General features: G+C 63.3%; 22 protein-coding genes. 7 read left to right on the forward strand and 15 right to left on the reverse strand.

Going from position 1 to position 26,249, the window contains the following annotated elements:
* Positions 1-1,217 precede the first annotated feature (1,217 nt).
* The gene (locus DXT59_RS14395; protein WP_162878083.1) at positions 1,218-2,024 is read left to right on the forward strand and encodes a hypothetical protein; all 807 of its coding nucleotides are present in this window, start codon (positions 1,218-1,220) and stop codon (positions 2,022-2,024) included.
* Between the two features lie 821 nt (positions 2,025-2,845).
* Here DXT59_RS14395 and DXT59_RS14400 read toward each other — a convergent pair.
* Entirely contained in the window at positions 2,846-3,787 is a 942-nt protein-coding gene (locus tag DXT59_RS14400) for a LysR family transcriptional regulator (protein ID WP_116137571.1), read from the reverse strand.
* Between the two features lie 145 nt (positions 3,788-3,932).
* Here DXT59_RS14400 and DXT59_RS14405 point away from each other — a divergent pair, with 145 nt between their 5' ends.
* Positions 3,933-4,937 (forward strand): zinc-dependent alcohol dehydrogenase family protein, encoded by a 1,005-nt coding sequence (locus DXT59_RS14405; protein WP_116137572.1) that lies wholly within the window; start codon positions 3,933-3,935, stop codon positions 4,935-4,937.
* Positions 4,938-4,978: 41 nt separating this feature from the next.
* Here the strand turns inward: DXT59_RS14405 and DXT59_RS14410 are convergent, their stop codons facing one another.
* The 7 genes from DXT59_RS14410 to DXT59_RS14440 form a co-directional block, all read right to left on the reverse strand.
* Positions 4,979-5,569 (reverse strand): nucleotidyltransferase family protein, encoded by a 591-nt coding sequence (locus DXT59_RS14410; RefSeq protein WP_116137573.1) that lies wholly within the window; start codon positions 5,567-5,569, stop codon positions 4,979-4,981.
* Between the two features lie 126 nt (positions 5,570-5,695).
* Positions 5,696-7,921 (reverse strand): xanthine dehydrogenase family protein molybdopterin-binding subunit, encoded by a 2,226-nt coding sequence (locus DXT59_RS14415; RefSeq protein ID WP_116137574.1) that lies wholly within the window; start codon positions 7,919-7,921, stop codon positions 5,696-5,698.
* On the reverse strand, positions 7,918-8,940 hold the full coding sequence (locus DXT59_RS14420; protein WP_116137575.1) for an FAD binding domain-containing protein: 1,023 nt from the start codon (positions 8,938-8,940) through the stop codon (positions 7,918-7,920). The genes DXT59_RS14415 and DXT59_RS14420 overlap by 4 nt, the downstream gene beginning before the upstream one ends.
* A gap of 19 nt (positions 8,941-8,959) precedes the next feature.
* Complete coding sequence (locus DXT59_RS14425; protein WP_116137576.1) at positions 8,960-9,646, reverse strand: 2Fe-2S iron-sulfur cluster-binding protein; 687 nt, start codon at positions 9,644-9,646, stop codon at positions 8,960-8,962.
* Positions 9,647-9,910: 264 nt separating this feature from the next.
* The gene (locus DXT59_RS14430) at positions 9,911-11,203 is read right to left on the reverse strand and encodes an aspartate carbamoyltransferase (RefSeq protein ID WP_116137577.1); all 1,293 of its coding nucleotides are present in this window, start codon (positions 11,201-11,203) and stop codon (positions 9,911-9,913) included.
* 177 nt (positions 11,204-11,380) lie between these two features.
* The gene (locus tag DXT59_RS14435) at positions 11,381-12,454 is read right to left on the reverse strand and encodes an NHL repeat-containing protein (RefSeq protein ID WP_240324514.1); all 1,074 of its coding nucleotides are present in this window, start codon (positions 12,452-12,454) and stop codon (positions 11,381-11,383) included.
* Between the two features lie 376 nt (positions 12,455-12,830).
* Positions 12,831-13,718, reverse strand: coding sequence for an SDR family oxidoreductase (locus DXT59_RS14440; RefSeq protein ID WP_116137578.1), 888 nt, complete (start codon positions 13,716-13,718; stop codon positions 12,831-12,833).
* Positions 13,719-13,822: 104 nt separating this feature from the next.
* On the opposite strand from DXT59_RS14440, the gene DXT59_RS14445 reads away from it, so the two are divergent.
* Positions 13,823-14,725, forward strand: coding sequence for a helix-turn-helix transcriptional regulator (locus tag DXT59_RS14445; protein WP_116137579.1), 903 nt, complete (start codon positions 13,823-13,825; stop codon positions 14,723-14,725).
* 172 nt (positions 14,726-14,897) lie between these two features.
* Here DXT59_RS14445 and DXT59_RS14450 read toward each other — a convergent pair whose 3' ends face one another.
* The gene (locus tag DXT59_RS14450; RefSeq protein ID WP_116137580.1) at positions 14,898-15,767 is read right to left on the reverse strand and encodes an SDR family oxidoreductase; all 870 of its coding nucleotides are present in this window, start codon (positions 15,765-15,767) and stop codon (positions 14,898-14,900) included.
* Positions 15,768-15,797: 30 nt separating this feature from the next.
* Positions 15,798-16,733: an NADP-dependent oxidoreductase gene (locus DXT59_RS14455; RefSeq protein ID WP_116137581.1), complete on the reverse strand. Its 936-nt coding sequence runs from the start codon at positions 16,731-16,733 to the stop codon at positions 15,798-15,800.
* 103 nt (positions 16,734-16,836) lie between these two features.
* On the opposite strand from DXT59_RS14455, the gene DXT59_RS14460 reads away from it, so the two are divergent.
* Positions 16,837-17,712 (forward strand): LysR family transcriptional regulator, encoded by an 876-nt coding sequence (locus tag DXT59_RS14460; protein ID WP_116137582.1) that lies wholly within the window; start codon positions 16,837-16,839, stop codon positions 17,710-17,712.
* Between the two features lie 287 nt (positions 17,713-17,999).
* Positions 18,000-18,857: a 4-hydroxy-tetrahydrodipicolinate synthase gene (dapA, locus tag DXT59_RS14465; RefSeq protein ID WP_116137583.1), complete on the forward strand. Its 858-nt coding sequence runs from the start codon at positions 18,000-18,002 to the stop codon at positions 18,855-18,857.
* Here dapA and DXT59_RS14470 read toward each other — a convergent pair.
* A complete protein-coding gene (locus DXT59_RS14470) occupies positions 18,823-19,290 on the reverse strand; it encodes a rhodanese-like domain-containing protein (protein WP_116137584.1) in 468 nt (155 codons plus the stop codon). The two genes, dapA and DXT59_RS14470, sit on opposite strands and share 35 nt — an antisense overlap.
* Before the next feature lie 145 nt (positions 19,291-19,435).
* Here DXT59_RS14470 and ftrA point away from each other — a divergent pair, with 145 nt between their 5' ends.
* Positions 19,436-20,407: a transcriptional regulator FtrA gene (gene ftrA / locus DXT59_RS14475; protein ID WP_116137585.1), complete on the forward strand. Its 972-nt coding sequence runs from the start codon at positions 19,436-19,438 to the stop codon at positions 20,405-20,407.
* Between the two features lie 22 nt (positions 20,408-20,429).
* Here the strand turns inward: ftrA and DXT59_RS14480 are convergent, their stop codons facing one another.
* From DXT59_RS14480 to DXT59_RS14495, 4 genes are all read right to left on the reverse strand, one after another.
* Entirely contained in the window at positions 20,430-22,175 is a 1,746-nt protein-coding gene (locus DXT59_RS14480) for a tetratricopeptide repeat protein (protein ID WP_116137586.1), read from the reverse strand.
* 138 nt (positions 22,176-22,313) lie between these two features.
* Complete coding sequence (locus DXT59_RS14485; RefSeq protein ID WP_116137587.1) at positions 22,314-23,072, reverse strand: SDR family oxidoreductase; 759 nt, start codon at positions 23,070-23,072, stop codon at positions 22,314-22,316.
* A 6-nt stretch (positions 23,073-23,078) separates the two neighbouring features.
* A complete protein-coding gene (locus DXT59_RS14490; protein WP_116137588.1) occupies positions 23,079-24,137 on the reverse strand; it encodes an alkene reductase in 1,059 nt (352 codons plus the stop codon).
* A 107-nt stretch (positions 24,138-24,244) separates the two neighbouring features.
* Positions 24,245-24,547, reverse strand: a complete 303-nt coding sequence (locus tag DXT59_RS14495; protein ID WP_116137615.1) for an ArsR/SmtB family transcription factor — start codon at positions 24,545-24,547, stop codon at positions 24,245-24,247.
* A 207-nt stretch (positions 24,548-24,754) separates the two neighbouring features.
* Here DXT59_RS14495 and DXT59_RS14500 point away from each other — a divergent pair, with 207 nt between their 5' ends.
* A complete protein-coding gene (locus DXT59_RS14500; protein WP_116137589.1) occupies positions 24,755-26,200 on the forward strand; it encodes an NAD-dependent succinate-semialdehyde dehydrogenase in 1,446 nt (481 codons plus the stop codon).
* Positions 26,201-26,249 lie beyond the last annotated feature (49 nt).

Here is a 26,249-nt window from a genome sequence, read left to right on the forward strand (position 1 = left end):
TTCGACAATCAGATTCTCAGCTGAAACCTCCACCGCCTTCAACTTCCCGCCTCAACTCCCCCGTACACCACATTCGACTTTAGCTCCCGCAGTACCGCGAAATGACATTACATTCCGAGAATGTAAAACGTCCAATCAGGTATGTCTTTGATCCAGGTTGAATCATTCGTCACAAGCTGGCCGATCTGCTCGGTGTCGCAGTAGATGTCCTGACGCCGAATGCTCAGCCGGACAAGTTCCGGGCGCGATTGCTTGCAGAGGCTCCGCCTGTATGAGCAAAAAGGGAACCAGGCCTGCCGGGATTGCCTCGGCTATTTTGTGGAAGCCATAGACCGGATCGAGTCCTAGTTAACGATATATTGGAATTGGAAGCCGAGCTACGGTCGAATCAGCTTCTGATTGATGCTATCGTCGGTAACGATCGAAATCGTCCGCGAAGCGAGCAACAGTATATACAAGCAGCATCGCGAGTTTCGCGATGCGCATCGTGCGCATTCGAATCCCGAGGGGGCACGGTGGATCTCGAACAGATGGACAGCAGGATGCGACCGATGCGCGAGTTCGCGCTTGTTGTGTCAATCACAGGTCTGAAACACTACAAAGTGGGGAAAAAGCCTTGACCGTCCAACCTCCAGCATTCTTTTCGTCGGTGATCTCTGCGGGGGCCATCCTTACGGGCTTTTGCGGATCGTTCCTGGCATTCCGCATTCAGCGCGAGGCGAGCTACTATCGACAGCCTGCACTCAACTACGACAATGAGGACGCTCGGGACATATACATAGGGCTCTCTCATTTCTCACTGCCATTCCTTCTGCTAATCATCGCTTCGGTGGGCGCCCTCTTCTTCGGTGTGCTTCTACCGCTGTTCGGGATTGCAGGCGTCAGTAACGCCCTGGTGGCGCCGGGGGTGACGGTAGCGGGACTAGGGGCGAGCGCAGTTGTGTTATGCGGATACTTCTGGTCCGAGCTCAGCCATTACGAAATCTTGCGTGGGAAGTTAATAAACGACGCTGCGGAGCGACGCCGTGCGCGTCCCATCGTATTCGCGATGGCGCTTCTGGTGCTAGTCGTTGTGGGTATTGTGTGGCGCACAGGGCTGCTTCCTTAGAGCAGCTCCGACACTTGTGCCGATCGGAAAACGGCGACGAGACTTTCCGATACGCGAGACGTGGAAAAGGAAGTAGGTAAGGGCTAGCTTGAGACTGATCGGAAAATCAATGAACAAATGTACTCGAACAAAGATCGGGCTCTCCGTCGCAGTGTTCGTCATGGCCTCGCTCGGAGGATGTTCGCGTGGAAAGGGCAATCAAGAGGTCGCGGCCAGCACCCCGAACACGAGCGCGCAATTCGATGAGGCCCGAGCAATTGCCGAGGGAAAAAGGATTGCCCACGTTCTGCCATTCAAGATATGTCGCCTGGCCGTCAATGACCAGTTCACCAACGGGTACACGCTTGAGCAAGCCGAAATTCGCGTATCAGCATCCGCAAAACCCGAAGATTGGTTCGCAACTGCGGTGTCCGCTGCTGGGTACTTGGCAGATGCTGGGGTAGCCGAAGCCGTCGAACTTGATGTAACACGCGACGACTTGCCTACCGAGGGCGTGGCCGGTGAGTATGCATGGCTCGCCCAAGTTAGTATTGGCCGTGATGCCAAGCAATCGAATGGGCAAAAACTCCCGTACGATTGGAGCTCGTTTAACCCAATCTACATGAGCGCGGAGCGTGCGGCCCCCTGGAAAAGCCTCGCTATCCACGAGGCATTTGATGCCTTGCCGGAACGCCTTCAAGAACAGGATAAGGCAAGCGAGGCAGCGGCCCGGATTCGGAAGCAGATGGGGCTGAAGTATTTGCCCGATCTTTCACTCACGGGGCCGGTTTTCAGTGGCAATGCTTTGGAAAATCGCAAGCTCAATGATTACCACATTGTGGCTGGGGCTAATGCCGTGAAGCAGCTTGATCACCTGAAGGAATTGGCGCGAGGAAAGCCGGTTCACGATCTGCAATGCCCTGATTGGCACTCGTAAGCCTCAGGACTGACGAATCCAATGTGGTGGGCATATTTGAGCGCCACGCCTACCAACAGGTCGCCACCCTACGACTGGATTGCCGGTCGAGCACGTGAACCAGACAATGAAAAAAGTGGGGCAGCAGACATGTGGTTGAAGCGAATCAGGCGACGGCGAAGCACCTGCTACGGTCGTATGCAGCAATTGCGCGAAGACGCAGACAGCCGGTTATGCAGTACGGTACACGGCAGCATGCAAGCGACAGCGTAGCGTTCTACGAAGTGAAGCCAGGCATAGAAATGCCAGAATAGATCATCTGATGGTAACTCGACGGGGTTAATAATGTCTCGATTCACGAAGACAACCGCACCTAACGTCAAGCTAAAGGGCGGTAGCTGGCGTTCGAAAACATCGAAGGAAGACAGCCGCGACAAGCGCCGCAGAACGGTCGCTGTAGCGATGGAGGCTGGGAACCGGGAACGACGTAACGCGAAAGCACGCGTACAGCGTAGAAGGCGTGCTGTGCGCAGTAGTAGCGGGTTGCTTGACCCGCTAATCAATCTCGCGCTCAGGCTGCTGTCATGGGTGCTGTTACTGCCTTTCCGGCTACTCCACAGAGGTGTCGCGCGACTATTCAGACACCGGTAGATGGATATGCGAGCCTGAACCGTTGGCAATTGGTTGCCATCCCTGGTAAACGGAGCGCGGATCCAATTTCGTCTTCATCCTGGGGCAGTGGATTTGCGCCCCTACCTCCGGACACAGCCCTGCGCCGACATTCGCGTGACGAACGGCACCGGCGTTGAGCGAAAATCGGCGCATGAAACGCGCGCATTGATTCACGCGTGCGGCCGCTCGCCGGCCGGTTCGGTGGTGACCGTTAGGACGGGCGGCAAGCGGGCAGCCAGCATATCGATGGCGGCGCGCACGCGCGACGGCAGGTGACGCGTGCGCCGCCAAGCGAGGTGAAAGTCGATCTTAGGCCCCGGCGTGTCAGCCAATACGCGTTCGAGCGTTCCGCCGCGAACGTCCTCGGCGACTAACCAACAAGGTAATCGGGCAAGCCCGGCGCCTGCCTTCACGGCGGCGACGATCGTTTCCAGATCGTCGAACCTCAGGCGGTGTTTCATGGTGATCGTGCGCATCGACGCCGTATGGTCCGACAATGGCCATGCGGCCTCACGCCCGCCGGTTGCATAGAGCACGCCGTGATGCCCCTCCAAGTCGGCCACGGTTCGCGGTGTGCCGTGGCGTTCCAGATACCCGGGGCTGGCGCACAAAATCATCGTTTGCTCGCCCAACTTACGTGCGACGAGGTCCGCGGGTGCGTGAAGCAGCGAGCCGCTACGTACGACGAGGTCGATGTTTTCGCCGACTAGGTCGACGACTTTGTCGGTAAAGCTCATTTGGAGTTCGAGCTTCGGATAACGGCTCGCGAGTTCCAGCAGGACCGGTGCCACGCAGCGCCGTCCGAATAACACCGGGGCGCTGACATGAAGACGGCCTTGCGGTGAGAGGCGCGAGGCGCTCAACGCAGCTTCGCCCGCATCGATTTCGGCTAACGCGCGGACGCAGTGGTCGTAAAACGCTTGTCCGTCGGACGTCAATGCTTGACGGCGCGTGGTGCGCAGAAAGAGTCGAGTGCCAAGACGTTCCTCTAGCCGTGCGATGCTCTTTCCGACCGCCGAGCGCGTGAGATGGAGGCGCTGCGCGGCGAGCGCGAAGCTGCCTGCTTCCGCCGCATGGACGAATGCGGAGATGCCCGTCAGTCGATCTGTCATGACTCTCTTTCCGAACTTTTGATTGATTCCGCAAAGTCTACAACGAGGTGAATTTTTACCGTCACTGGCGACACGCTATCTCCACTACGATTTTTCCATTCAATCGACGAGGAGCGTGAACGTGAGTGATTCGACGAATTCCACGATGAAGCGATGGACCGTGACGCGTGCCGGGGCAGAGCATCTCATCTTGCAGAGCGCGGCGGTTCCGACGCCCGGTGAGCACGAAGTGCTCGTTCGCGTCGAGGCCGTGTCGCTCAATTACCGCGATATCGGCGTTATCGAGGGGAAGGAGTTGAACACCGGCATGCCGTTTCCGTTGACGCCGGGGTCCGATCTCGCGGGGCGTGTCGTCGCGACGGGCGCACGCGTGACTCGTTTTCGCGAAGCGGACGCAGTGCTTGGGACGTTTTGGGCCGGGTGGCTCGACGGCGATTGGCCCGAGCATGCGCGCGTGCTCGGCGGCTCGTTGCCGGGCGTTCTTGCCGAGTATGTCGTGTTGCACGAGGATTGGCTCGTTCATGCGCCACGTTCGCTCGATGCCGTCCAGGCGAGCACGTTGCCGTGCGCGGGGCTCACGGCATGGTTCGCGCTTGTCGAACAGGGCGGGTTGAGGGCGGGGCAGACGGTGCTCGTGCAAGGCACCGGGGGCGTGGCGTTGTTCGGTTTGCAACTCGCGCGGGCGCATGGCGCGCAAGTGATCGTCACGTCGGGCAGCGAGGATAAACGGCGCCGCGCGCTCGAACTCGGAGCGTCGCACGTCATCGATCGAACCGCCGACGTGCCCTGGGATGTCCAAGCGCGCGACTATACGGGCGGTCGCGGTATCGACCATATTTTCGAACTCGTCGGCGGCGACAATCTCGGGTCGTCCGTTCGTGCGCTGCGGCAAGGCGGCCGGATCTCGTTGATCGGGGTGTTGGGCGAATATGCGATGACGTTTCCCAGCGTGCCTTCGTTCTTGACTAGGCCGGTGATTCAGGGGATCGGCGTGGGGCATCGGCGCGCGTTGGAGGAGCTTGTACGTGCGGTCGATGCCGTCTCGCTCGAGCCCGTCATCGATGCTTGTTACGACTTCGATCGATTGCCGGACGCGCTCGAGCATTTAAGGCATGGGGCGTTTGGGAAGGTTGTCGTGCGCTTGGGGTAGGAATGTAGAACTTATGTACCCACCTCCGTAGCGGATACCTACTACCGCTGCCGATGCAAATCGGCAAACGTATCGATATCGGCCAGCACCCCCGCGTCGTCCACTTCGATCGGCATAACATCGGTCGATTCCAGAATCCCCCGCGCCCCGACGTCGCCGTCGAGCGACATCAGCGCGTCGCGGTGCATTGCGCCGAACCCGACCGGATGGCCGCGGCGCCCCCGATAAATCGGAGCGACGACCGAAGCGCCGCCGTCGATACGAAGCGCGATCGATTCGATCGTCTCGGGCAAGATCCAGGGCATATCGGCGAGCGCCACGATCCAACCCGTGGAGTCTTCCGTCGCACGAATCCCGGCGGCGAGGCTCGCGCCCATTCCACGCTCCGCGTCGGTTGAGAAGACCACGTCGCAGCCGGCATCGTTCAAGGCGTGTGCAAGCGCTTCGGCGCCGGGCCGCACCACCGCGGTCACGCGCGGCAAGATCGCCAGCAGTGGATGGGCGGCGGCGCAAGCGACGGGGGTGCCATCAGGCAATGGCGCCAGCAATTTGTTTTGCAGGCCGCTCGGATCGAAGCGCGAGCCTCGGCCCGCGGCAAGCAACAGTGCCGTGGCGGATGAAGCATAGGTCATGGTGGTCGCTGACGCGGGAAGTGGACGAGTCTTCGAATTGTGCGGTGCGCCATGCCCACGGGCAAGCGGCATCTGCATGGGGGAGTGGGCTCGGCCGCATTGCCCCGTGTCCACTCGCGCAATCCCTTACACGATGCCGCCGCCTTCGAGCACCTTGTCCAACGTGATGGGCAGGTTACGCACGCGCACGCCGGTCGCGTGATAAACGGCGTTCGCAATGGCGGCGGGCACCCCCGTGATGCCGATCTCTCCGATGCCCCTCGCGCCGAGCGCGTTGAATTGCGGATCGGGCACGTTAAGAACGCTCACGTCGATCGTACCGATATCGGCATTGACCGGGACATGGTATTCGGCCAGGTTCGCGTTGACGAAGCGTCCATAACGAACATCGAGTTCGCTCGCTTCCTCGAGCGCCGCCCCGATGCCCCATACGATCCCGCCCATGAGTTGACTCTTGCCGGTCTTCTCGTTGAGCAACTTGCCGACGTCGTAGACGCCAACCACGCGCGGCACGCGAATCGTACCCAACGCGGCATCGACATGCGCTTCGACGAACACCGCGCCGAATGAATGGAACGCATAACGCTGCGCCTCCTCGCCGCGTTTGGCTGTGGCGCGTCCCTCGATCGGCTGCCCGCCGGCCCGTGCGATGACGGCGGCCGCGGGGTCGCGGCGGGACGCGTCGCGCCGCGCAACGACCCAGCCGTCGACGACAGTGACATCGTCTGTCGACATCCCATGCAGCGGCGAGCCCGCGTCGGCGCAAGCCGTCGCAATCAGACGCTCGCGCGCGGCGATCGCCGCTTGCCTGACGGCGGGCGCAACGCTCGCGACCGATTGCGAGCCGCCCGAAACCGGCGCGTTCGGAAGCGAGGAATCGCCGAGCGCGAAGCTCACGCGATCGAGCGGAAAGCCCAATGCATCGGCAGCGACTTGCGTCATGACCGTGTACGTTCCCGTGCCGAGATCTTGGGTGCCCGAAGCCACGACCGCATTGCCGTCGGGCAAGATCCGCGCGAACGCGGACGCCTCGCTGCGCCGCGCGGGATACGTGGCCGTAGCCATGCCCATGCCGATGAGCGTATTGCCCGCTCGCATGGAGCGAGGTGCGGCGGTACGTTTGGACCAGCCGAACCGTTCGGCTCCGAGCCGATAGCACTCGCGCAGTTGCTTGCTCGACCAGGGCTTACGTTCCTCCGGATCGATCTCGGCATAGTTCTTTAGGCGGAGCGCCACGGGGTCCATTTTCAACGCCACGGCGAGTTCATCCATGGCCGATTCGAGCGCGAACGAGCCGGTCGTTTCGCCCGGTGCGCGCATGAACGTAGGCGTTCCGACGTTTAACGGCACGAGCCGATGACTCGTCGCGAGATTCGGCACTTCGTAGAGCATCCGTGTCACGACCCCCGACGTTTCGGTCCAGTCTTCGAACGTCGAGGTGTTCGAAAAAGTGTCGTGACGCAGGGCCGTGAGCGTGCCGTCCTTGCGAGCGGAGAGGACGAGATGCTGCTCCGTATACGGCCGGCCGCCGACCGGACCGAACATTTGCGGCCGCGTCAGCGCGAGCCGAACCGGCCGGCCGACTTGCCGCGCCGCCATCGCGCACAGCACGACCTGCGACCACACCGAGCCCTTGCAGCCGAAGCCGCCGCCGACGAAGGGCGAGACGATATGAACGTCCTCGGGCTTGATGCCGAGGAACGTCGCCACGGCTTTCCTTGCGTTGCCCACGCCTTGCGTCGTGTCGTAGAGCGTCAGGCGAGGGCCGTCCCACGAGGCCATGACCGCGTGAGGCTCCATCGGATTGTGATGCTCCATCGGCGTGGTGTAGACCGCATTGACGCGTACGCTGCCGGTACTGAAGCCATGTTCGATGTTGCCGCGCTCCGTATCGGGTTTGCCCCCGATCATCGACGCGGGCGGATGACCGTGTGCTTTTGCCGAAGCGAAGTCCAACGTGGGCGACTCCGGCGCATAGGTGATCCGTAGACGATCGGCGGCATCGATCGCGCGTTCCAGCGTATCGGCGACGACCAATGCGACCGGTTCGTTGTCGTATCGAATCTCGTCGGTTTGCAGCAGCGAGAGCCGGCGCTGCGCCGGCGGGGATACCTCGGGTTCGCCGCCGTTGGGCAAACGGGGCGCATTGCGCGACGTCATGACGAGGAGCACCCCCGGCATGGCATCGGCGCGCGTTGTATCGATCGCGGCGACGCGCCCGCGCGCGATCGTGCTCGTCACGAGTACGGCGTGCGCCAGTTGGGCTGCGGGGAATTCGGCGGCATACTTCGCGCCGCCTGTGACTTTCAGAACGCCGTCGGTGCGGTCGAGCGGCTGGCCGATCATATTCATGCGGTCTCTCCCGTGACGCCAAGGCGCTCGCGGCCAGCCGCCACGTTGACGGCGCGGACGATGGCCCGTTCGGCCACTGCGACCTTGTAACGGTTCTCGCGTAGCGGCCGTGCGTCGCGCATTTGCGCGGCGGCCGCCTCGTGCAGCGCTTTATCGCTGAGCGGCTGGCCCGTGAGCATGCCCTCGGCGATGGTCGCCCGCCACGGCTTATGCGCGACGCCTCCGAGCGCGATATGAACCGCTTCCACCTTATCGCCGTTCATATGCAGCATGGCGGCAACCGATACGAGCGCGAACGCGTAGCTCGCGCGGTCGCGGACCTTTAAGTAGGCCGTCCCGGCCGCGCTCGTCGCGGGCGGGAGGTCGACCGAGGTGATCAGCTCGCCCCGTTGCAGCGTGGTGTCGAGATCGGGCCGATCTCCAGGCAAGCGATGAAACTGCCCGATGGGGATGCCGCGCGTGCCGCCCGCATCCGCCACTTGAACCGTGGCATCGAGCGCGGCAAGGGCGACGCTCATATCCGACGGGTTGACGGCAATGCACGCTTCGCTGGCACCGAAGATCGCGTGATTGCGGTGATGGCCGTCGATGGCGGCACACCCGCTGCCGGGCGCACGCTTGTTGCAAGCCGCGAATGCGGTGTCGTAGAAGTAGGGGCAGCGCGTGCGTTGCATCAAGTTGCCGCCGACCGTCGCCATGTTTCGTAATTGCGCCGATGCCCCGGCTAAGAGCGCTTGAGTCAGCAGCGGGTAACGTTCGCGAACGAGCGGGTGATTGGCGGCGTCGCTGTTGCGCATGAGCGCACCGATCCGGACGCCGCCGTTCGGCAGAGCGCGCGCGGTATCGAGTCCGTCGTCGCTCAAATGCGTGATATCGATCAGCTTGACCGGCCGTTCGACGCCGCCTTTCATCAAGTCGAGCAAATTCGTGCCGCCGCCGATAAACGCGACGCCCGGCTCGCGCGCTGCCCGGATCGCGCCGGCGATATCGGCCGCGCGTTCGTATGCGATTGCCTCCATGGCTCGCCTCCCTATTGCGTTAGCCGTGCTCGTGGACGACGCGTATCGCCGCGACGATGTTCGGATAAGCCCCGCAGCGACAAATATTGCCGCTCATGCGCTCGCGGATTTCGTCGTCGGTCAGCGCGGCCGGGGCGTGACGAACGTCTTGCGTGACCGTGCTCGCCGCGCCCGCGCCGAACTCGTCGAGTAGTGCGGTGGCCGAGCACAATTGGCCCGGCGTGCAGTAGCCGCATTGAAAGGCGTCGTGTTCGATGAAGGCGCGTTGCAATGGGCTTAGGCTTTCCTGCGTCGCGAGGCCTTCGACCGTGGTGACCTCTTCTCCCTCGTGCATGACGGCAAGCGTCAAGCATGAGTTGATGCGGCGGCCTCCGACGATGACGGTACATGCGCCGCACTGTCCGCGGTCACAGCCCTTCTTGGTGCCGGTGAGTCCCGCGTATTCGCGCAGTGCGTCGAGCAGCGTGACGCGAGATTCGAGTTGCAGCGTGTAGGGCCGTCCGTTGATGGTCAGATGCAAGGGGCGAGCGGGTGGTGCGGAAGGCGAGGATGCGGGCGCGGACGGCGGCTGTGCCATGAGTAGTCCTTCGGCGGGCAAATGAGGCGCCGCGCCCAGGGTGGCGGCTGCGGCAGCCGATTGCAGAAAGCGGCGGCGTCCCGGATTGGACGCGCGCGTGCCATCGTGGCTGGAATCGGGCTTGGACATGAGAGATGAACGAGCTCCGTGAAAAAGCGGCGATCGAGCGTCATCTGCGGCCAGCAAGGCGGGTGCCCGCGCATGGTGAGCCGCCAAAAAGAGTTCGAATGCCGCAGTGCTTCTTGCGCAAGCAGTGGCGATCGCAATGAGCAATGAACGATGAATCGTGACGCGCGATAAAGCGCGCGTCAGAGTGTTATAGCAGGTTAAGGAAAAGCTGCCGGCGAGCGATAAAAAGAGTTACGCGAACCCTATCGCGCCTTTCAATGGGCTTTAATCGATGCCGTGAAATACCGCATCGTCCGGTCCCAGGTACGCGGGAGGACGCCACGTCGTGTCGCGCAGCGAATGTTGCACGAGGTGATCGACGCCGAGCAGCACCGCGAAAATCGCCATGCGCACGGGGATACCGTTGTCGGTCTGGCGGAAGATGGCGAGCCGCGGATCGTGGTTCAAATCCGTACTGAGGTCGTTTGCTCCGGGGCGGCTGTCTCGGGGCAGCGGGTGCATGATCAATGTGTCGCGCCGGCAAGCGGCATCCACCAATGCCTGATTGATTTGGAAGTCAGGGGTATAGCCTTCGAACGATTCGTCGGTGAAGCGCTCTTTTTGAATGCGAGTGGCGTAGACGACGTCGGCGCCGCGCAGGCCCGATGCGAGGTCGTTCGACTGCTCCACCACATGACCGTTGCGCGATATCTGTTCGACGATATAAGGGGGCATCTCGAGCGTGGGCGGCGAGATCAGCGTGAATTTGATGCCGCGATAAAGCGCCAGCAGTTTGACGAGGGAATGGACGGTACGGCCGTATTTGAGGTCTCCGACCAGGGCGATATGCGCGCCGTCGACGATCTTGCCGAGCCGCGAAAATTCCCGCTGGATCGTATAAAGGTCCAAGAGCGCTTGGCTCGGGTGTTCTCCAGGACCATCGCCGCCGTTGATGACTGGCAGATTCGTCGCGCGGGCGAATTCGGCCACGGAGCCTTTCTCCGGATGCCGCACGACGAGCGCATCGACATAGCCGCTCATGACTCGGCTCGTGTCGTAGATCGATTCGCCCTTTGCCATCGATGAGAACGTAAAACCGGTCGTATCGCAGACCGATCCTCCCAAGCGGCAGAAAGCCGCGCCGAACGAGACGCGCGTTCGCGTGCTCGCTTCGAAGAATAGGTTGCCGAGCACCGCGCCTTCGAGCACACGAGAAATCTTTTGCCGCCGCGCGATAGGCTGCATCAAATCGGCTACTCGAAACAGCGCTTCGACCGAATCGCGCGAGAACTGATCGACCGAGAGCAACTGCGGTTTGCCTTCGAACTGGATTTGGCACGATAGCGACGATGAATCTACGCGTTGCGTATATCCTTCCTCGCGGGCGGAATTGACGACGATCTCGGAGACGAAGCGCGCGACGATCTCGGGCATCGAGCGGGATTCCTGCGAATCCTCGGGCAAAAGCCACGTGTCGAGGGCTCGCCGACTTACGCCGATACGGTTCGCGAACGCATCGCGCGTCATGTTCATGCGGCGCATCGCGTCGCGCAGGAATGCTTGCTGGGGGACGGTCATCGGCGGGCCTCGGGCGAGTAAGCGCGGGTGGGTGTGCGCGATGCGTATATTACTTCGTCGACAGGGGAAGTCAAGCCGAGGGGGGGAAAAGGCGCCGCGCGGTCGATGCTGGCCGGGCGGCGCGTCGAGGCGCCGACAACCGATGATGGATGAACGTCCGGCGTTGCTTAGCGGGTCTTATGGACGTGAGCCGTCCAATGAAAGACTCCACACGGTAATGTTCGGAACGTTGTCGTCGACAGCCGCAAAACGGACTGTCCCATTGCTTACTTGGGAGAATGCCAAGCCGAATGCGCCGCCCTGCGCCGCATCCGTCGAGATCTGCGCGACGAAGTGTCCTTGCGGCGTGAACTCGACGATGTCGCTGGGTTGCTTCGCGTCGCCATTGATCGCATCTCCGTTGGCCGTGAAAAGGTGGCCATTCGGACCCAGCGCCAACGCGAGCGGGCCGTGCAAATGTTGATTGTCGGTGTAAATCAGCACACCTTTGCCGCCGTCGTACCGTGTCGAGCCGGCGCCGTAGACGGCGAAAATGGCATTGTCCACGGTTGACGCAACGTAGAGGACGTCGCGGTGCGGATCGTAAGCGAGCCCCGTCGGCCCGACGACGAGCGCCGCGGGATCGCCGCGGAACGGATACCCCGAGGCGATTCGGGTGCTGCGCTGAAGATGGATGCCGTTAGCGTCGATGGCAACGTCCAGACGCACGACCGTTCCATTGAGGACGTTCGAGACGAATACCTTCGCACGGTCGCCCAGATCGAGAATCGTCAGATCCCACGGACCATCGAGCCCTGCGTTGGCGAGCGTCCATTGCGCGACGATGCCGCCGGTCCGGTTGAGAACGATCAGCGAGCCGGGTTGGATTGTCGCGAAAGTCCCGTCCGTCGTCGGAACGTTGCCGACGAGAACGAAACCCGCGCGCAGCACGCCTAGCGCGGTCGTTAGACCGAGCCCCGCCGGCCCCGCGAAAAACACCTCGGGATTGGCGTTAGGCACAATTTTGACGATCGTCGTGCCGGTGCCCTGAAGGTTGTTGGCATTGTTGAAGTTAGCTACGAGCAGATCGTTGGGGCCGATTGTTCCGTGAGCGGGAAATCCTGGCGGGACGAACGCGACACCGTACGGATTGACATCGCCGTTCGGCGGCATCGTGGAAGAGGTGACGGACGCAGGGGGCAACAGCCGATCGCCGTCGGCCATCGCGGGGCGCCCGATGGTCAGCGCGATGACCGCGCATAGCAGGGTCATCCGCGCGATTTTGGCCGCCGGTTTACCGCGCGTCGCGGGGACATACGGCGACGCCTCACCTGATGATTCGGAATCAAAACGAGCGCAACTCATAACGATTCTCCGAGGAGATCGCGATGACGAGCAAACCGACCCGGTGCCGCGGATCGGATGCATCGACCGCGAACGGGCTCGCTCGGCGCGGGGCCGCGTCGGGCCGACCGTGCTGGTGAAACGAAATGGCGCGGGGGAATATTCCATGCGCGTTCGGTGCATTGCCGCGGCCGGTGATGTCTTTGCCAAGATCGGGGCCGGAGTGCCTTCCACGAACGAAAGCGACCGGACGAGAAGCTCCGGTCGCTTGATAAAGGCGTGCTGCTAGTGGCGGATTCGCTAACTAGATGTAGCGTGCTTGATCCAAATCGGAAATCAGCGTGGGGCCTGTCGGCTTCCAGCCCAACCGCGCCTGCGTGAGCGCGCTGGAGGCCGGCATGTCGAGCCCGGCGAACATGGCCATCCAGCCGAAATAGTCGGGCGCCTCCTCTTGGGTGATCGAGGTGACCGGCAGTTTGAGTCCGCGCCCCAGCGATTCGGCGATCTCGCGAGTGCTGATCCCTTCTTCGCCGACCGCGTGATAGCGGGCGCCGCGCTCGGCCTTCTCGATGGCGAGGCGGTAGAGCCGCGCGACATCCGATAGATGTCCGGCGGGCCAGCGGTTTTGTCCTTCTCCGACGTAGGACACCACGCCTTTCGCGCGCGCGATGTCGACCAGCACTCGAACGAGGCCTTGCCTAAAGGGGTTATGCACTTGCGGCAAGCGCATCACGGATACGTTGATGCCCGCATCCAGCAGCGTATTGCCCGCGATTTCCGATCCGATGCGCGGATTCGGATGCGCCGTATTAAACACGTCTTCGGTGGCGAGTTCGCCATGGCCCGGGCTACCGACGCCCGTGCCCGACGTTATGAGAAGTGGGCGATCGGAACCCGCGAGCGCGGATCCGAGCGCCGCGATCGCGCGCTTGTCTTTTTCGCAATTCGCGACGAAGTTCGAGAAATCGTGATCGAACGCCAGATGGATGACCGCATCCGCTTTTTCGGCGCCGCGGCGCAGGCTGTCGGTGTCTTCGAGCGTGCCGCGATGAACTTCGGCGCCGGCTGCGCTGAGCGCTTGGGCGCCCGCGTCCGATCGCGTCATGCCGAGCACTTGATGGCCTGCTTGGAGCAGTTCGGGAACCAGAGCGGAGCCGATGAAGCCGGTTGCGCCAGTCAGAAAAATACGCATCGCAAAGTCTCTCCTGGTTAATGACGGGAGTACTATGCGTTCATTCATTATCCTGTTGAAGTAGTGACTTTATCCTAGTAAACGGACTAACAGGCTGGTCAGTTATGTCAGGGAATGCCGCTCAAACCTTGGGGGAATTTTTGCGTAGCCGCCGAACGCGCCTCGATCCGGCGAGCTTCGGGTTCTCCGGCCGCAGGCGGACGCCGGGCTTGCGCCGGGAGGAGGTGGCGCAGCGGGCGAATATCAGTTCGGCCTGGTATACGTGGCTAGAGCAGGGCCGCGGCGGCGCGCCTTCCGCGGAGGTACTGGAGCGGATCTGCACGGCACTGATGCTAACCGATGCGGAGCGCGATCACCTGTTCCTGCTGGGTCTTGGGCGTCCGCCCGAAGTGCGGTATCGCGCCGTTGACGGGGTGAGTCCTCGGTTGCAGCGCGTACTCGATTCGCTCAACCCGAGCGCGGCGATTATCAAGACCGCGACATGGAATGTGGTGGCATGGAATCGGGCCGCCGCCGTGGTGCTGACCGATTACAGTCTTCTTAGGCCCGACGAGCGCAATATCTTGCGTTTTCTGTTTCTGAATCCTGAAGTTCGCTCCCGGCAACACGATTGGGAGAGTGTCGCGCGCTTCGTCGTCGGATCGTTTCGTGCGGACGTTGCACGGGCCGGGCTCGCAACCGAGGTGGCGGATCTCGTGGACGAATTGCGCCGCCTCAGTCCCGAGTTCGACCGCATGTGGGGCGAAAACCAAGTGCTGAGCCATGGCACGGGCGAGAACCTGAAGCGGTTGTTGCATCCGCAATTGGGATCGCTCGAGTTGGAGTACTCGCTGTTTGCGGTGGACGGCCGGCCCGATTTGAGCATGCTCGTGTACACGCCGGTTCAAGCCGAGACGGCCGAGCGGATTCGCGCGCTGTTGCGCGAGCCGGCGGTGGATGGGGCTGAGGTGTCCGATCCGCGGAGCGCGGGCACGTTTGAATGTGACTCGAATGGTATGTCCGTTTGAGGGGCGGCTGTTGGGTTCGTTGTTGGCTGACCAGTCGTACGCCGTCATCCGTTCGCGGTCCGATCTATTTAGAGCGCTGGTCATCGATCGACTCGCTGGGCGGCGCGCTTGTAAGCACGCCGCCCGCCAAGAACACAGCGCATTCATCCTAAGCGCCGGCCCCGCCTTTCGCTCACCCCGCAGCGGCAACCTCCGCGACAAAATCAGCATACTTCCGCAACGGCCGTCCCAACATCGCCTCGAGCCGGCTTGCCGTGCCGTCCTCGCTTCGCATGCCGAGCTTCTGAATGCCGTCCATCATGAGCCGCATGTCGTACGCGAGCCAGGCTTGGCCGAACGAAGCCATCTGTTGTTCGAAGGCTGCCGTATCGTCGCCGCCGTAATTCACTTCGCGCCCAAGCGCGGAACGCCAGATCTCAGCCGCCGAAGCCCCGGTTAGCACCTCAGGCCCCACCAAATCCAGCGTCACGCGCGGTAGCGCCGCGCCCGCCCGATCGCGCCGCAAAAGCTCCATGACCGCGATATCCGCAATATCCCGCACATCGATCATGGCAACACCGGCCGAGCCGATCGGCATCGGATAAACGCCGTAGCCTTGAATGACCTGCTGTACCATCCGCTCGTTTTGCATGAAGTAGGCGGGACGCAGAATCGTCGCAGCCATATCGAGGCTTTCGATCATGCGCTCGACGGTATGTTTTCCCGTGAAGTGCGGTACGTTGGTATACCGATCGGCGTGAATCACCGAAAGGTAGACGATGCGTTCGATGCCTGCTTCACGAGCGAGATTCAGCGTGATCAGCGCCTGCGTGACCTCATCGGGCGTGACCGCGTTGAGCAAGAACAGCGTACGCACCGAGGAAAGGGCGGCGCGCATCGACGACACATCCGTGAGGTCGCCCACGACCTCCGTCACACCCGCGGGAAAACGCATCTTGCCTTGCTTGCGAACGAGCGCTTTGACGTCCGCGCCCGCGGCGGCGAGTCGTTCAACGACAAGTGATCCAACGGTGCCCGTAGCCCCGGTAACGAGAATGCTCATTTCAATCTCCAGAAAAGCGTTAAAAACCAATTAGCGTGAAAAATCGACGACGGTCTTGCCGGAGTGCGGCTTCGTGCGATTGCGTTCGATTGCGGCAGGGAGTTCGTCGAAGCCGACGACCTCACTCAACTTCGCGATGAGCGTGCCGTTTGCCACCTCCGCCGCGAGTCGTTCGAGTAGCGCCGCGTCCGGTTGATTGATGAACCACAGGCCACGGCGTCCGGCTGGAGTGCGCGCCAGGATCTCGGGCGATGTCGTACCGACGATCGCACCCGTCGAAGTCAGCACCTGCCACGAACGCTCGAGTACTTCGCCGCCGACATAGTCCAGAACCAAGTCGATCTCACGCGCGATGTCCTCGAAGCGTTGCGTCCGATAGTCGATGACGTGATCGGCGCCGAGGCCGCGCACATAGTCAGCGTCCGCAGCGGCGGCGGTAGCGAAAACCTCGGCACCCGCTCGTTTCGCGAATTGCACCGCGTAACCACCGAGTCCACCTGCCGCACCGTGGATCAGAACGCGCTGGCCGGGACGAATCGGCCCCGCGTGGTGCAGGCTTTGCCAGGCGGCCACGGCGGCCAGCGGAACGGCGGCGGCATGAACGTCGTCGAGTTGTTGCGGCGTGCGAGACAAGATCGCCTCGTTGACCGCGACGAACTGCGCATAAGCGCCGAGCCCTCCAACGGGGCCCATCACCCGGTCGCCGATCTGAAAGCGCGTTACGCCGGGGCCCACTGCCTCGACGATCCCTGCCATCTCGACGCCGAGCACCGCGGGAAACTGGAGCGGGAAGGCGTCCCGGACGTAACCCTCGCGGACTTTCCAGTCGATGCCGTTGATACCGGCGGCACGCACGCGCACCAACACCTGGCCCTGTCCCGCCTCGGGCTTCGCAATCTCAGCCAATTCGACGGCGCTGGCGTCGCCATAAGCCCGGATCAATGCAGCGCGTTGTGTCGTGTTCATTTCGAATTCCTCGTATCAAGTTGGGGTGAGGACAAGATAAGGTGTTGCGCATATAAAACGAAGACGCGAAAATGTAGACACGTCGTTTCAAATATGGAACACCATGGATCTGAACGCGCTTGCCGACTTCGCATTGGTCGCATCGAACGGAGGCCTCGGCAAAGCCAGCCGCGCGAGCGGGAAGTCGAAGGCCACCTTGTCCCGTCGCATCGCCGACCTCGAAGAGCAATTGGGCGTGCGGCTTATCGAGCGAGGTGCGCGCGGGTTGAAACTCACGGAAGCCGGCGAAATGCTGATGGCCCGCACGGAGGGGCCGATGCACGAGGTGGCCGAAGCGATGACGGCGACTCGCGAAGGGTTGTCCGCACCGCGCGGCCGCTTGCGGATCGCCTCTCCGGTGCTGTTCTCGCAACTGGCCATGGGGCGGATTTGCGCGGAGTTTTGCGCGGCTTACCCGGAAGTCACGGTGGACCTCGTGGCCGAGGACCGGATGGTCGATCTCGTCGAGGAGCAGTTCGACGTGGCGATTCGAATCAATCCGAGCGCCGATAGCAGCTTGGTGGGCCGATGCTTCGCGAAGGACAGACTCGTCGTTGTCGCGGCGCCATCCGTACCGATACCGAGCCCGGGCGCGGTTACGCCGGTTCCCGGCATCGTCTTCTCGAATTTTCAGCCGGCGAACTGGACGCTCGACGACGGCCGCTTGGTGTTGCAACCGGTCCCGCGGCTTAGGCTCTCTTCGTTTCTGATGATCCGCGATGCGGCCGTCGCGGGCGCGGGCGCCGCGCTGATGCCGCAGTCGATCGCATGGAGTCAATTGACACGAGGCGAGTTGGTGCAGTGGGGGACGGTCACGGACGTGGAAGTCGCGTTGTGGGTGTTGCACACTTCGCGCCGTCTTCCTTCGCCGAAAGTTCGCGCGTTCGTCGAATTTATCTGCAATCAGTATCCCGAGGCGTCGCTCGTACTGAAGGGATAGAGGAGGTCGTCGCTTATTTCGTCGAACGAGTGTATTGCCGCTGAGCGTCTCGGCACGGTACACTGCGTCGCATGGAAACGAGCTTCGATTCTCTCGCACCGGTTTTCGCGTCTCAACGCCCGCACGGCGCGGCGTTCGCGCTTGCCGTTTCCAAAGCCAAAAAACAGTCGCACGTCTGACCGGTGCGCTGTGCCGTCGGACGCGCGACGGGACAGCATCTGCCTTCTTTTTCTTGCCCTCCCGGCGCCTCCCTCGGATTCGATTCGGTCACGTTTCGAGGTGAAGGGATGTCGATTTTCTCCGGTATTTGGATTCCGCTCGTCACGCCGTTCGAGGCAGGCGCGGTCGACCATCGCGCACTCGCCGCGCTCGTCGCGCGCTGCCGCAAGGCGGGTGTAGCGGGCTTTGCGGCGCTCGGTACGACCGGCGAGCCCGCCGCGATGTCGGACGAGGAGCAAGACGCGGTACTCAAGACGATCTTGCAAGCCGCCGAAGGCCTGCCCGTCATCGCGGGCGTGGCGGGCAACCAAGCCGTGGCGCTGCGTGAACGTGTACTGCGCCTGAACGATCAGCCGATCGATGGTTTGCTGATCACGGCGCCGTACTACATCCGTCCGTCCCAGGCCGGCATTCTCGACCATTTTTCGACGCTCGCCGATGTCAGCGCGAAGCCCATCGTCCTTTACGACATTCCGTACCGCACCGGCGTACGCATCGAGCTCGATACGTTGCTGACGCTTGCTGCTCATTCCCGAATTCAAGCCATCAAGGACTGTGCGGGGTCCATCGAGACGACGCTGGCGCTGATCCTCGACGGACGGCTTCAAGTATTGGCCGGCAACGACGACGCGATGTTCGTCTCGATGTGCATGGGCGGTGCGGGCGCGATCGCCGCGACGGCCCATGTTCGTACCGAGCGCTTCGTCGCGATGCATGCGGCTCTTGCGCGCGGCGATCTCGCGCAAGGCCGGGCGATTTTTCACGAATTGGCACCGCTCTTGCGCGCCTTGGTGTCCGAGCCGAACCCGGCACCGGTCAAAGCGGCGCTCGCCGTGCAAGGCGAGATTGCCAACGAATTGCGCTCGCCCATGATGCCCGCGAGCGACGCGCTCACACGGGAGTTGACTGCGCTGTTGGCTGCATAGCCGATTCGCGCGACGAGGGTTGCGCGTCCGTGCCGGTGGCGAGCGCGTAGCCTTCGTCGATCCAGCCGGTTACCCCTCCGATCATGATCTTGACGGGGCGGCCGAGTTTCGCCAGCCGTATCGCGCCGCGTGTCGCGCCGTTGCAGTGAGGTCCGGCGCAATACGTCACGAAGACGGTCTCGGGCGCATAGTGCGCGAGCTTCGATGCAATGATCTTGCCTTGCGGCAAGTTGATCGCGCCCGGTACGTGTCCGGCCGCGAACAGTGCGGGACTACGCACGTCGAGCAACACGAAGTCCTGCTGGCCCTTGGCGACGATTGCGTCGTATACGTCGGCGCAATCGGTCTCGAAGCGCAGCGACGATTCGAAATGTTCGAGCGCGGCTTCGCTGGGCGCGGGCGCGACGGCGGTGACGGCCGATGAGTTCTGCATGGTTGCCTCGTCTCGTTGTTAGCGGTTGGCGGTTAGCGGTTAGCGGTTGGCGGTTGGCACGATCGGTTGGAACGCATGAGCATTATCGCGACCCGAATCGAAAGATGGCAGTGGCGCGATCGTCAATATCCGGTAACATCGCGCCATGCAATCTCATCTTGTCGTGGCTGTCGCGTACGATCGGCTTTGCACCTTCGAGTTCGGCTGCGTCGTCGAACTCTTCGCGTTACCGCGGCCCGAACTCGGAGTGCAGTGGTATCGGTTCGCCGTGTGCGCCGCCGAAGACGGGCCGATTCGCGCCGCGGGCGGTATCACGCTCTCGGCGCCGTACACGCTCAAACTGCTCGATCGTGCCGACACGATCGTCATACCGGGTTGGCGCGACGCCGACGAGCCGCCGCCCGAACCGCTGCTGCGCAAGTTGCGCGCGGCGGCGCGTCGAGACGCAAGGCTCTGTTCGATTTGCTCGGGCGTGTTCGTGCTGGCGGCGGCCGGCGTGCTCGACGGCAAAACGGTGACGACGCACTGGCGCTACGCCGAAAAACTCAAAACCCGCTATCCGGCGCTCCATGTCGAGCCCGACGCGCTGTATGTCGATGAGGGCCATGTCGTCACGTCGGCAGGCTCCGCGGCGGGGCTCGATATGTTGCTGCATCTCGTGCGGCGCGATCATGGCGCCGCCGTGGCCAATCGCGTGGCGCAGCGGCTCGTCGTGCCGCCCCATCGCGACGGCGGGCAAGCGCAGTTCGTCCCGCGGCCGATGCCGCCCGAAGACGACGGCGGCCGCCTCGCTCGGTTGATCGATTGGATGCGCGCGCATGCGGCGGCGGAGCATACGGTCGAATCGCTGGCGCGGCGTGCGTCGATGAGCGCGAGGACGCTGCAGCGGCGCTTTCGCGAAGCAACGGGCCTCGGCCCGTATGAGTGGTTGATTCGCGAACGCATCGCGCTGGCGAAGGACATGCTGGAGACGCGTCCGCGCCTATCGATCGGCGCGATCGCGGAGCGAGCCGGCTTCGGCTCGGAGGAGTCGATGCGCAGGCACTTCCGGCGTATCGCAATGACTAGCCCCGCGGCCTATCGTCAGCAATTCGCGCAACCCCGGGCGGCTCGGTGAGCGCGTCGGCGGCGATGGCCTGCTAGCGATGTTCGGTGCTCGCCTGCGTCGAGGCGAACGCGGTCAATGCCTGCCTGATGTCCTCGATCACGCTATCCCAATCGCCGAGGCTCGGTTGACGGAACAGCCGGGCGCTCGGATACCAGGGGCTCTCCTCGCGTTCCAGCATCCAGCGCCAGCAGGTATCGAGGCGGTTCAAGATCCATACGGGTTTGTTCATCGCCCCGGCCAGATGGGCAGTCGATGTGTCAACGGATACCACGAGGTCCAGGTTCTCGACGAGCGCGGCGGTATCGGCGAAATCGGTCAACTCCGCGGTCCAATCGATGACGTGCCGGCTTGCTTCATGCCGTTCGCGCAACTCGCTCAATTGCCGCTCGGCTTTCTCGCCCTTTTGCAGGCTGAAGAACTGGACGCCCGGCGTTTCGAGGATCGGCGCGAATCGCTCGACGCTCAGCGATCGGCGTGCGTCGTTCTTTCTCAGTTCGGGAACATGGGGGCGGTGCCCGCCGGCCCAGACGAGGCCGACCTTCTTCACTGCGCCGGGCGCCGCCGCTTCAATGCGGCTGCGCCATTGCGCCGATGCGCGAGGGTCGGCGAACAGGTAAGGCGTATCGGCCGGGATCGTCGGGACGACCGTGCCGAGCGCGAGCGGCAGGCTGAGCAGCGGACAATGGTAGTCGAAGGGCGGTAACGGATCTCCGGCGGCGACGAGTTTGTCCACCCCCGCGAGCCCTGAGAGTAGGCGCGTGAGTTCCGGTTGAACCTCGAGGACGACCCGTGCGCCTTGCTTCGCCACTAGCGCGGCGTAGCGGCAAAATTGCAGCGTGTCGCCCAAGCCTTGTTCGGCGTGAAGCAAGATCGTCTGACCGTCGAGCGGCGCATCGCCGAGCCATAGCGGCACGTCGAACGCGCGCCGGCTCGGCGCGATGCGTTTGCGTTGCCAGCGCCATTCGTATTCCGCGAAGCCGCCGGCCAGTTCGCCCATCTGCAACAGGCATAGCGCGCGGTTCCAGTGCGTTTCGGCCGAATCCGGCGCTAGCGCCAACGCCCGTTCATAGCACGCGAGGGCATCGGCGTGCCGGTTCATGTCGACGAACGTAAGGCCCAAGTTGTTCCAAGCATCGGCAAACGTCGCTTGTATGGCCAGCGCGCGCTCGTAACTCTCCCTCGCTTCGAGCGGGCGGTTCAGATCGGACAGCGCGTTGGCGCGGTTGCTCCAAGCCTCGGCATAGTTCGGGCGTAGCGCGAGCGCTTTGTCGCAGCTCGCGAGCGCTTCTTCGGGCAGCCCGAGATCGCGCAGGACGCCGCTACGATTGCTCCATGCTTCGGGAAAATCGGGCTTGGCCGCCAGCGCTTTGTCGAAACTGGCGAGGGCTTCATCAGGCCGGTTCAGGCTCGCGAGCGCCACGCCGCGGTTATTGAGCGCATCGACAAAGCCGCTCTTCAAAGCGAGCGCTCGATTGGCCGCCGCGAGTGCCGCGTCGTGACGGCCGATCGCATTCAGGGCGAACGCCAGATTCGAATGCACGGGGGCTTGCCGCGCGTCGATGTCGAGCGCTCGGCTTAGCAACGCGATGCCTTCCTCGTATCGCTTGGACTGAAGGGCCAATGCGCCGAGAAGCTGCAACGCGTCGAAGTGGCGGGGACGCAGGGCGAGAATTTCGCGGTAGGCGCTCTCGGCTTCGGCGAGGGCGCCGTTTTGCTGAAGCTCGACGGCTTCGCGAAGCAGATTGTCGATGTGGCGCGGGCTGCCGGGCTTGCTCATGGAATCGATAGACGGCGAAACGAGGCGCCGCGTGCGGCCGGCCGAAGGATACCGGACGGGCCGCGCGCGGCGTGGGGTAGATGACCTCGATTATCGCCGATGCAAGGGCGCGGCGCGATGCCCGCCCTCGGCGTTGCCTTACAGCGATCGGATGTCGGCTGTCGGCGTTTGGCCGAATGCGTCGGACAGCAGGTAGTCGACCAACTTGCCCGCGGCGTCCCTGGGCGAGGTCAGTTGTCCGGCGCGTTTCATCTCGGCGAAACGTTCGCGTTGCGGAAAGCGTGCGTCGTCGGTGCCGCGGATCTCGCCTTGCATGTCGGTATCGACGACGCCGGGCGCCACGCTCGCCACGCGCAAGGCGGGTTCGCCGTCCAGCGCCGCGGCGCGCGCATGATGATCGAGTGCCGCCTTCGTTGCGCAGTAGACGTTCCAGCCCGCGTACGGATTGCGGGCCGCGCCGCTCGAGATGTGCGCGATACGCCGGTCTTGCAATCCGGCCGTCGCCGCCGAGAACGCGCTCGAGAGCATCAACGGCGCGGCGACGTTGAGCGCCACCGCACGGCCGACGTCGGCCGGCTGCTGCACGGCGCACGGCCCGATCGGCGCGACCGTGCCCGCGTTGTTGACGAGCAGGGCGCGCTCGGCGCCCCGCAAGAACGCGGCAATCGTATCGCCGGCCAGCCACTGCGCGAGCGCATCGCTGTCGGACAAGTCGAGTTCGACTTCTTCGAATCGGCCAGGCAATGCGGCGGGAGAGTCGTCCGGTGCGCGGCGCGAACGCGCCACGCCCAGTACGTCGATGCCGCGCCCGCGCAACGCTTCTACGAGCGCCGCGCCAAGGCCGCGCGTATGCCCGGTGACGATGGCGCGGGTGACCGGATGAGCGTGACTTGCCATATGCCTTTAAGCCGTTTCGAGCGCCGGATAATCGACGTAGCCTTGCGGCCCCGGAGCATAAAACGTTTCGGGGTTCGGTTTGTTCAGCGGCGCATCGAGCTTGAAGCGGGCCGGCAAATCGGGGTTGGCGATGAAGAGCTGGCCCCAAGCGACGGCGTCGGCTTCGCCCGCATCGAGCGTTTGCTGCGCGCTTTCCTTCGTGAATTTTTCATTCGCGATATAGACGCCGCCGAACGCTTGCTTAAGTTGCGGTCCAAGGCGGTTCTCGCCGATCGACTCGCGCGCGCAGATGAACGCGATGTGCCGCTTGCCCAGTTCGCGCGCGACGTAGCCGAACGTCTCGGCGGGGTTCGAATCGCCCATCGTATGCGCATCGCCGCGCGGTGCGAGGTGGACGCCGACTCGGCCCGCACCCCAGACGGCGATGCATTCGTCGACGATTTCGAGCAAGAGGCGTGCGCGGTTTTCGATCGGGCCGCCGTAGGCATCGGTCCGCTTGTTCGTGCTGTCTTGCAGGAACTGGTCGAGCAAATAGCCGTTCGCGCCATGAATCTCCACGCCGTCGAAGCCGGCGGCCTTAGCGTTTTCGGCTCCCTTGCGGAATGCGGCGACCACGTCGCGAATCTCGTCGAGCTCGAGTGCGCGCGGCGTAACGAAGGGCCGCTGCGGCCGGACGAGACTGACATGGCCTCCCGGTGCGATCGGGCTCGGCGCGACGGGCAGCTCACCGTTCAAAAAGATCGGGTCGGACACGCGTCCGACGTGCCACAACTGCAAGAAGATGCGGCCGCCCGCGGCATGCACGGCGTCGGTTACGATCTTCCATCCGGCCACCTGCTCGTCCGACCAAATGCCCGGCGTGGCGGCGTAGCCGATACCCTGCGGGGTCACGGAGGTCGCTTCGCTGAGAATGAGACCGGCCGACGCGCGCTCGGCGTAGTATTGCGCCATCAATGCGTTGGGCAGGCGCTCGTCGCCGGCACGTTGCCGCGTGAGGGGGGCCATGATGATGCGGTTCGGCAAAGTGAGGTCGCCGACGACAAGCGGATCGAACAGAGTAGGCATGGCAAGTTTTCCTTATGAGCGCGGCGCGCGAACGCAGGAACCGCGGTACGGTACAACCAGGGACACGATGGATTGAACTGCCGGCGAACGTTCAGGCGGTGCTCGCCTCAAAGTTCGTCGCGCAGCGCTGCGAGAAATGCCTCGATGACGGTTTCGTTTCGCTTGAAAAAGCTCCACTGACCGATCCGCTTCACGGTGACGAGCCCCGCACCCTGCAACGTGGCAAGGTGAGCGGACACCGTCGACTGCGATAACCCGCAGCGGGCATTGATTTGCCCGACGCACACGCCGCAATCGAGCGGCAGCGTTTGCTCGGCGAAGTAGACGCTCGGCTCCTTGAGCCACGCGAGTATTTCGCGCCGCACGGGATTGGCGAGTGCCTTGTGGATGGCATCGATATCTATCGTCATTTCAGGCAGTTCGGACGACCGCGCTTCGCACGGTATGCGCGCAAGCAAACATCGATCGTCGTTGGTAGAATCTTATATCGCTTTTTAACGATATGCGCAAAGACCTCGTGCTCTAAGGGGGCGATAGGTGGCGTTGTGCGACGGGCGCTTGTGCCGGCTCAAGGGGCAAGCGCGCATTTTTTGTTGGCGGAAAGTAGGGAGTGCCGGATGGAAAACGTGAGCTACACGGATACGCAGCTATTGATCGACGGCCAGTGGTGCGACGCGGCGAGCGGTAAGACGATCGACGTCGTGAACCCAGCGACGGGGCAGGTGATCGGCAAGGTGTCGCATGCGGGCATCGCGGATTTGGATCGCGCGCTGGCCGCCGCCCAGCGCGGCTTCGAGACGTGGCGCAAGGTGCCGGCGCACGAGCGCGCGGCGACGATGCGCAAGGCGGCGGCCCTCGTGCGCGAGCGGGCCGCGACGATCGCGCAGTGGATGACGCAGGAGCAAGGCAAGCCGCTGACCGAGGCGCGTCTGGAAGTGCTGGCGGCCGCCGACATCATCGAATGGTTCGCCGACGAAGGACGGCGTGTGTACGGCCGGATCGTGCCGCCGCGTAACCTTTCCGCGCAGCAGACGGTCGTGCGCGAGCCGGTTGGACCTGTCGCCGCGTTCACGCCATGGAATTTTCCTGTCAACCAGGTGGTCCGCAAGCTGAGCGCCGCGCTGGCCACGGGGTGCTCGTTCCTCGTGAAGGCGCCGGAGGAAACGCCGGCGTCGCCGGCCGCGTTGCTGCGGGCCTTCGTCGATGCGGGCGTGCCGGCCGGCGTGATCGGTCTCGTGTTCGGCAATCCGGCCGAGATTTCCTCGTACCTGATCGCGCATCCGGTGATCCGCAAGGTGACGTTCACGGGTTCGACGCCCGTCGGCAAGCAACTCGCGGCACTGGCCGGTCAGCATATGAAGCGGGCAACGATGGAACTGGGCGGGCATGCGCCCGTGATCGTGGCCGAGGATGCCGACGTCGCATTGGCCGTGAAAGCGGCCGGGGGCGCCAAGTTCCGCAACGCGGGACAGGTGTGCATTTCGCCGACGCGTTTCCTCGTCCACAACAGCATCCGCGAGGCGTTCACGCGCGAGCTCGTCAAGCATGCGCAGGGTCTGAAGGTCGGCAACGGTCTCGAAGAGGGCACGACGCTGGGCGCCCTCGCCAATCCGCGCCGGCTCGCGGCGATGACCTCGGTGGTCGAGAATGCGCGCACGGTCGGCGCGCGCATCGAAACCGGCGGCGAGCGAATCGGCTCGACGGGCAACTTCTTCGCCCCGACGGTGCTGTCGAACGTGCCGCTCGACGCCGATGTGTTCAACAACGAGCCGTTCGGCCCCGTTGCCGCGATTCGCGGTTTCGATTCGCTCGACGACGCGATTTCCGAAGCGAATCGATTGCCGTATGGCCTAGCCGGCTATGCGTTCACGAAGTCGTTTGCGAATGTCCATTTGCTGACCCAGCGTCTCGAGGTGGGGATGCTGTGGATCAATCAGCCGGCCACGCCTTGGCCCGAAATGCCGTTCGGCGGCGTGAAGGATTCGGGCTACGGCTCGGAGGGCGGCCCGGAAGCGCTCGAACCGTACCTCGTGACGAAGTCGGTGACGGTCGCCGCGGTTTGATCGACCACCTTTGACCGCAACCGCTTCACCTTGGGCCTGCGCGCCGCTC

Source organism: Trinickia diaoshuihuensis, from assembly GCF_003390925.1.
GTDB lineage: Bacteria > Pseudomonadota > Gammaproteobacteria > Burkholderiales > Burkholderiaceae > Trinickia > Trinickia diaoshuihuensis.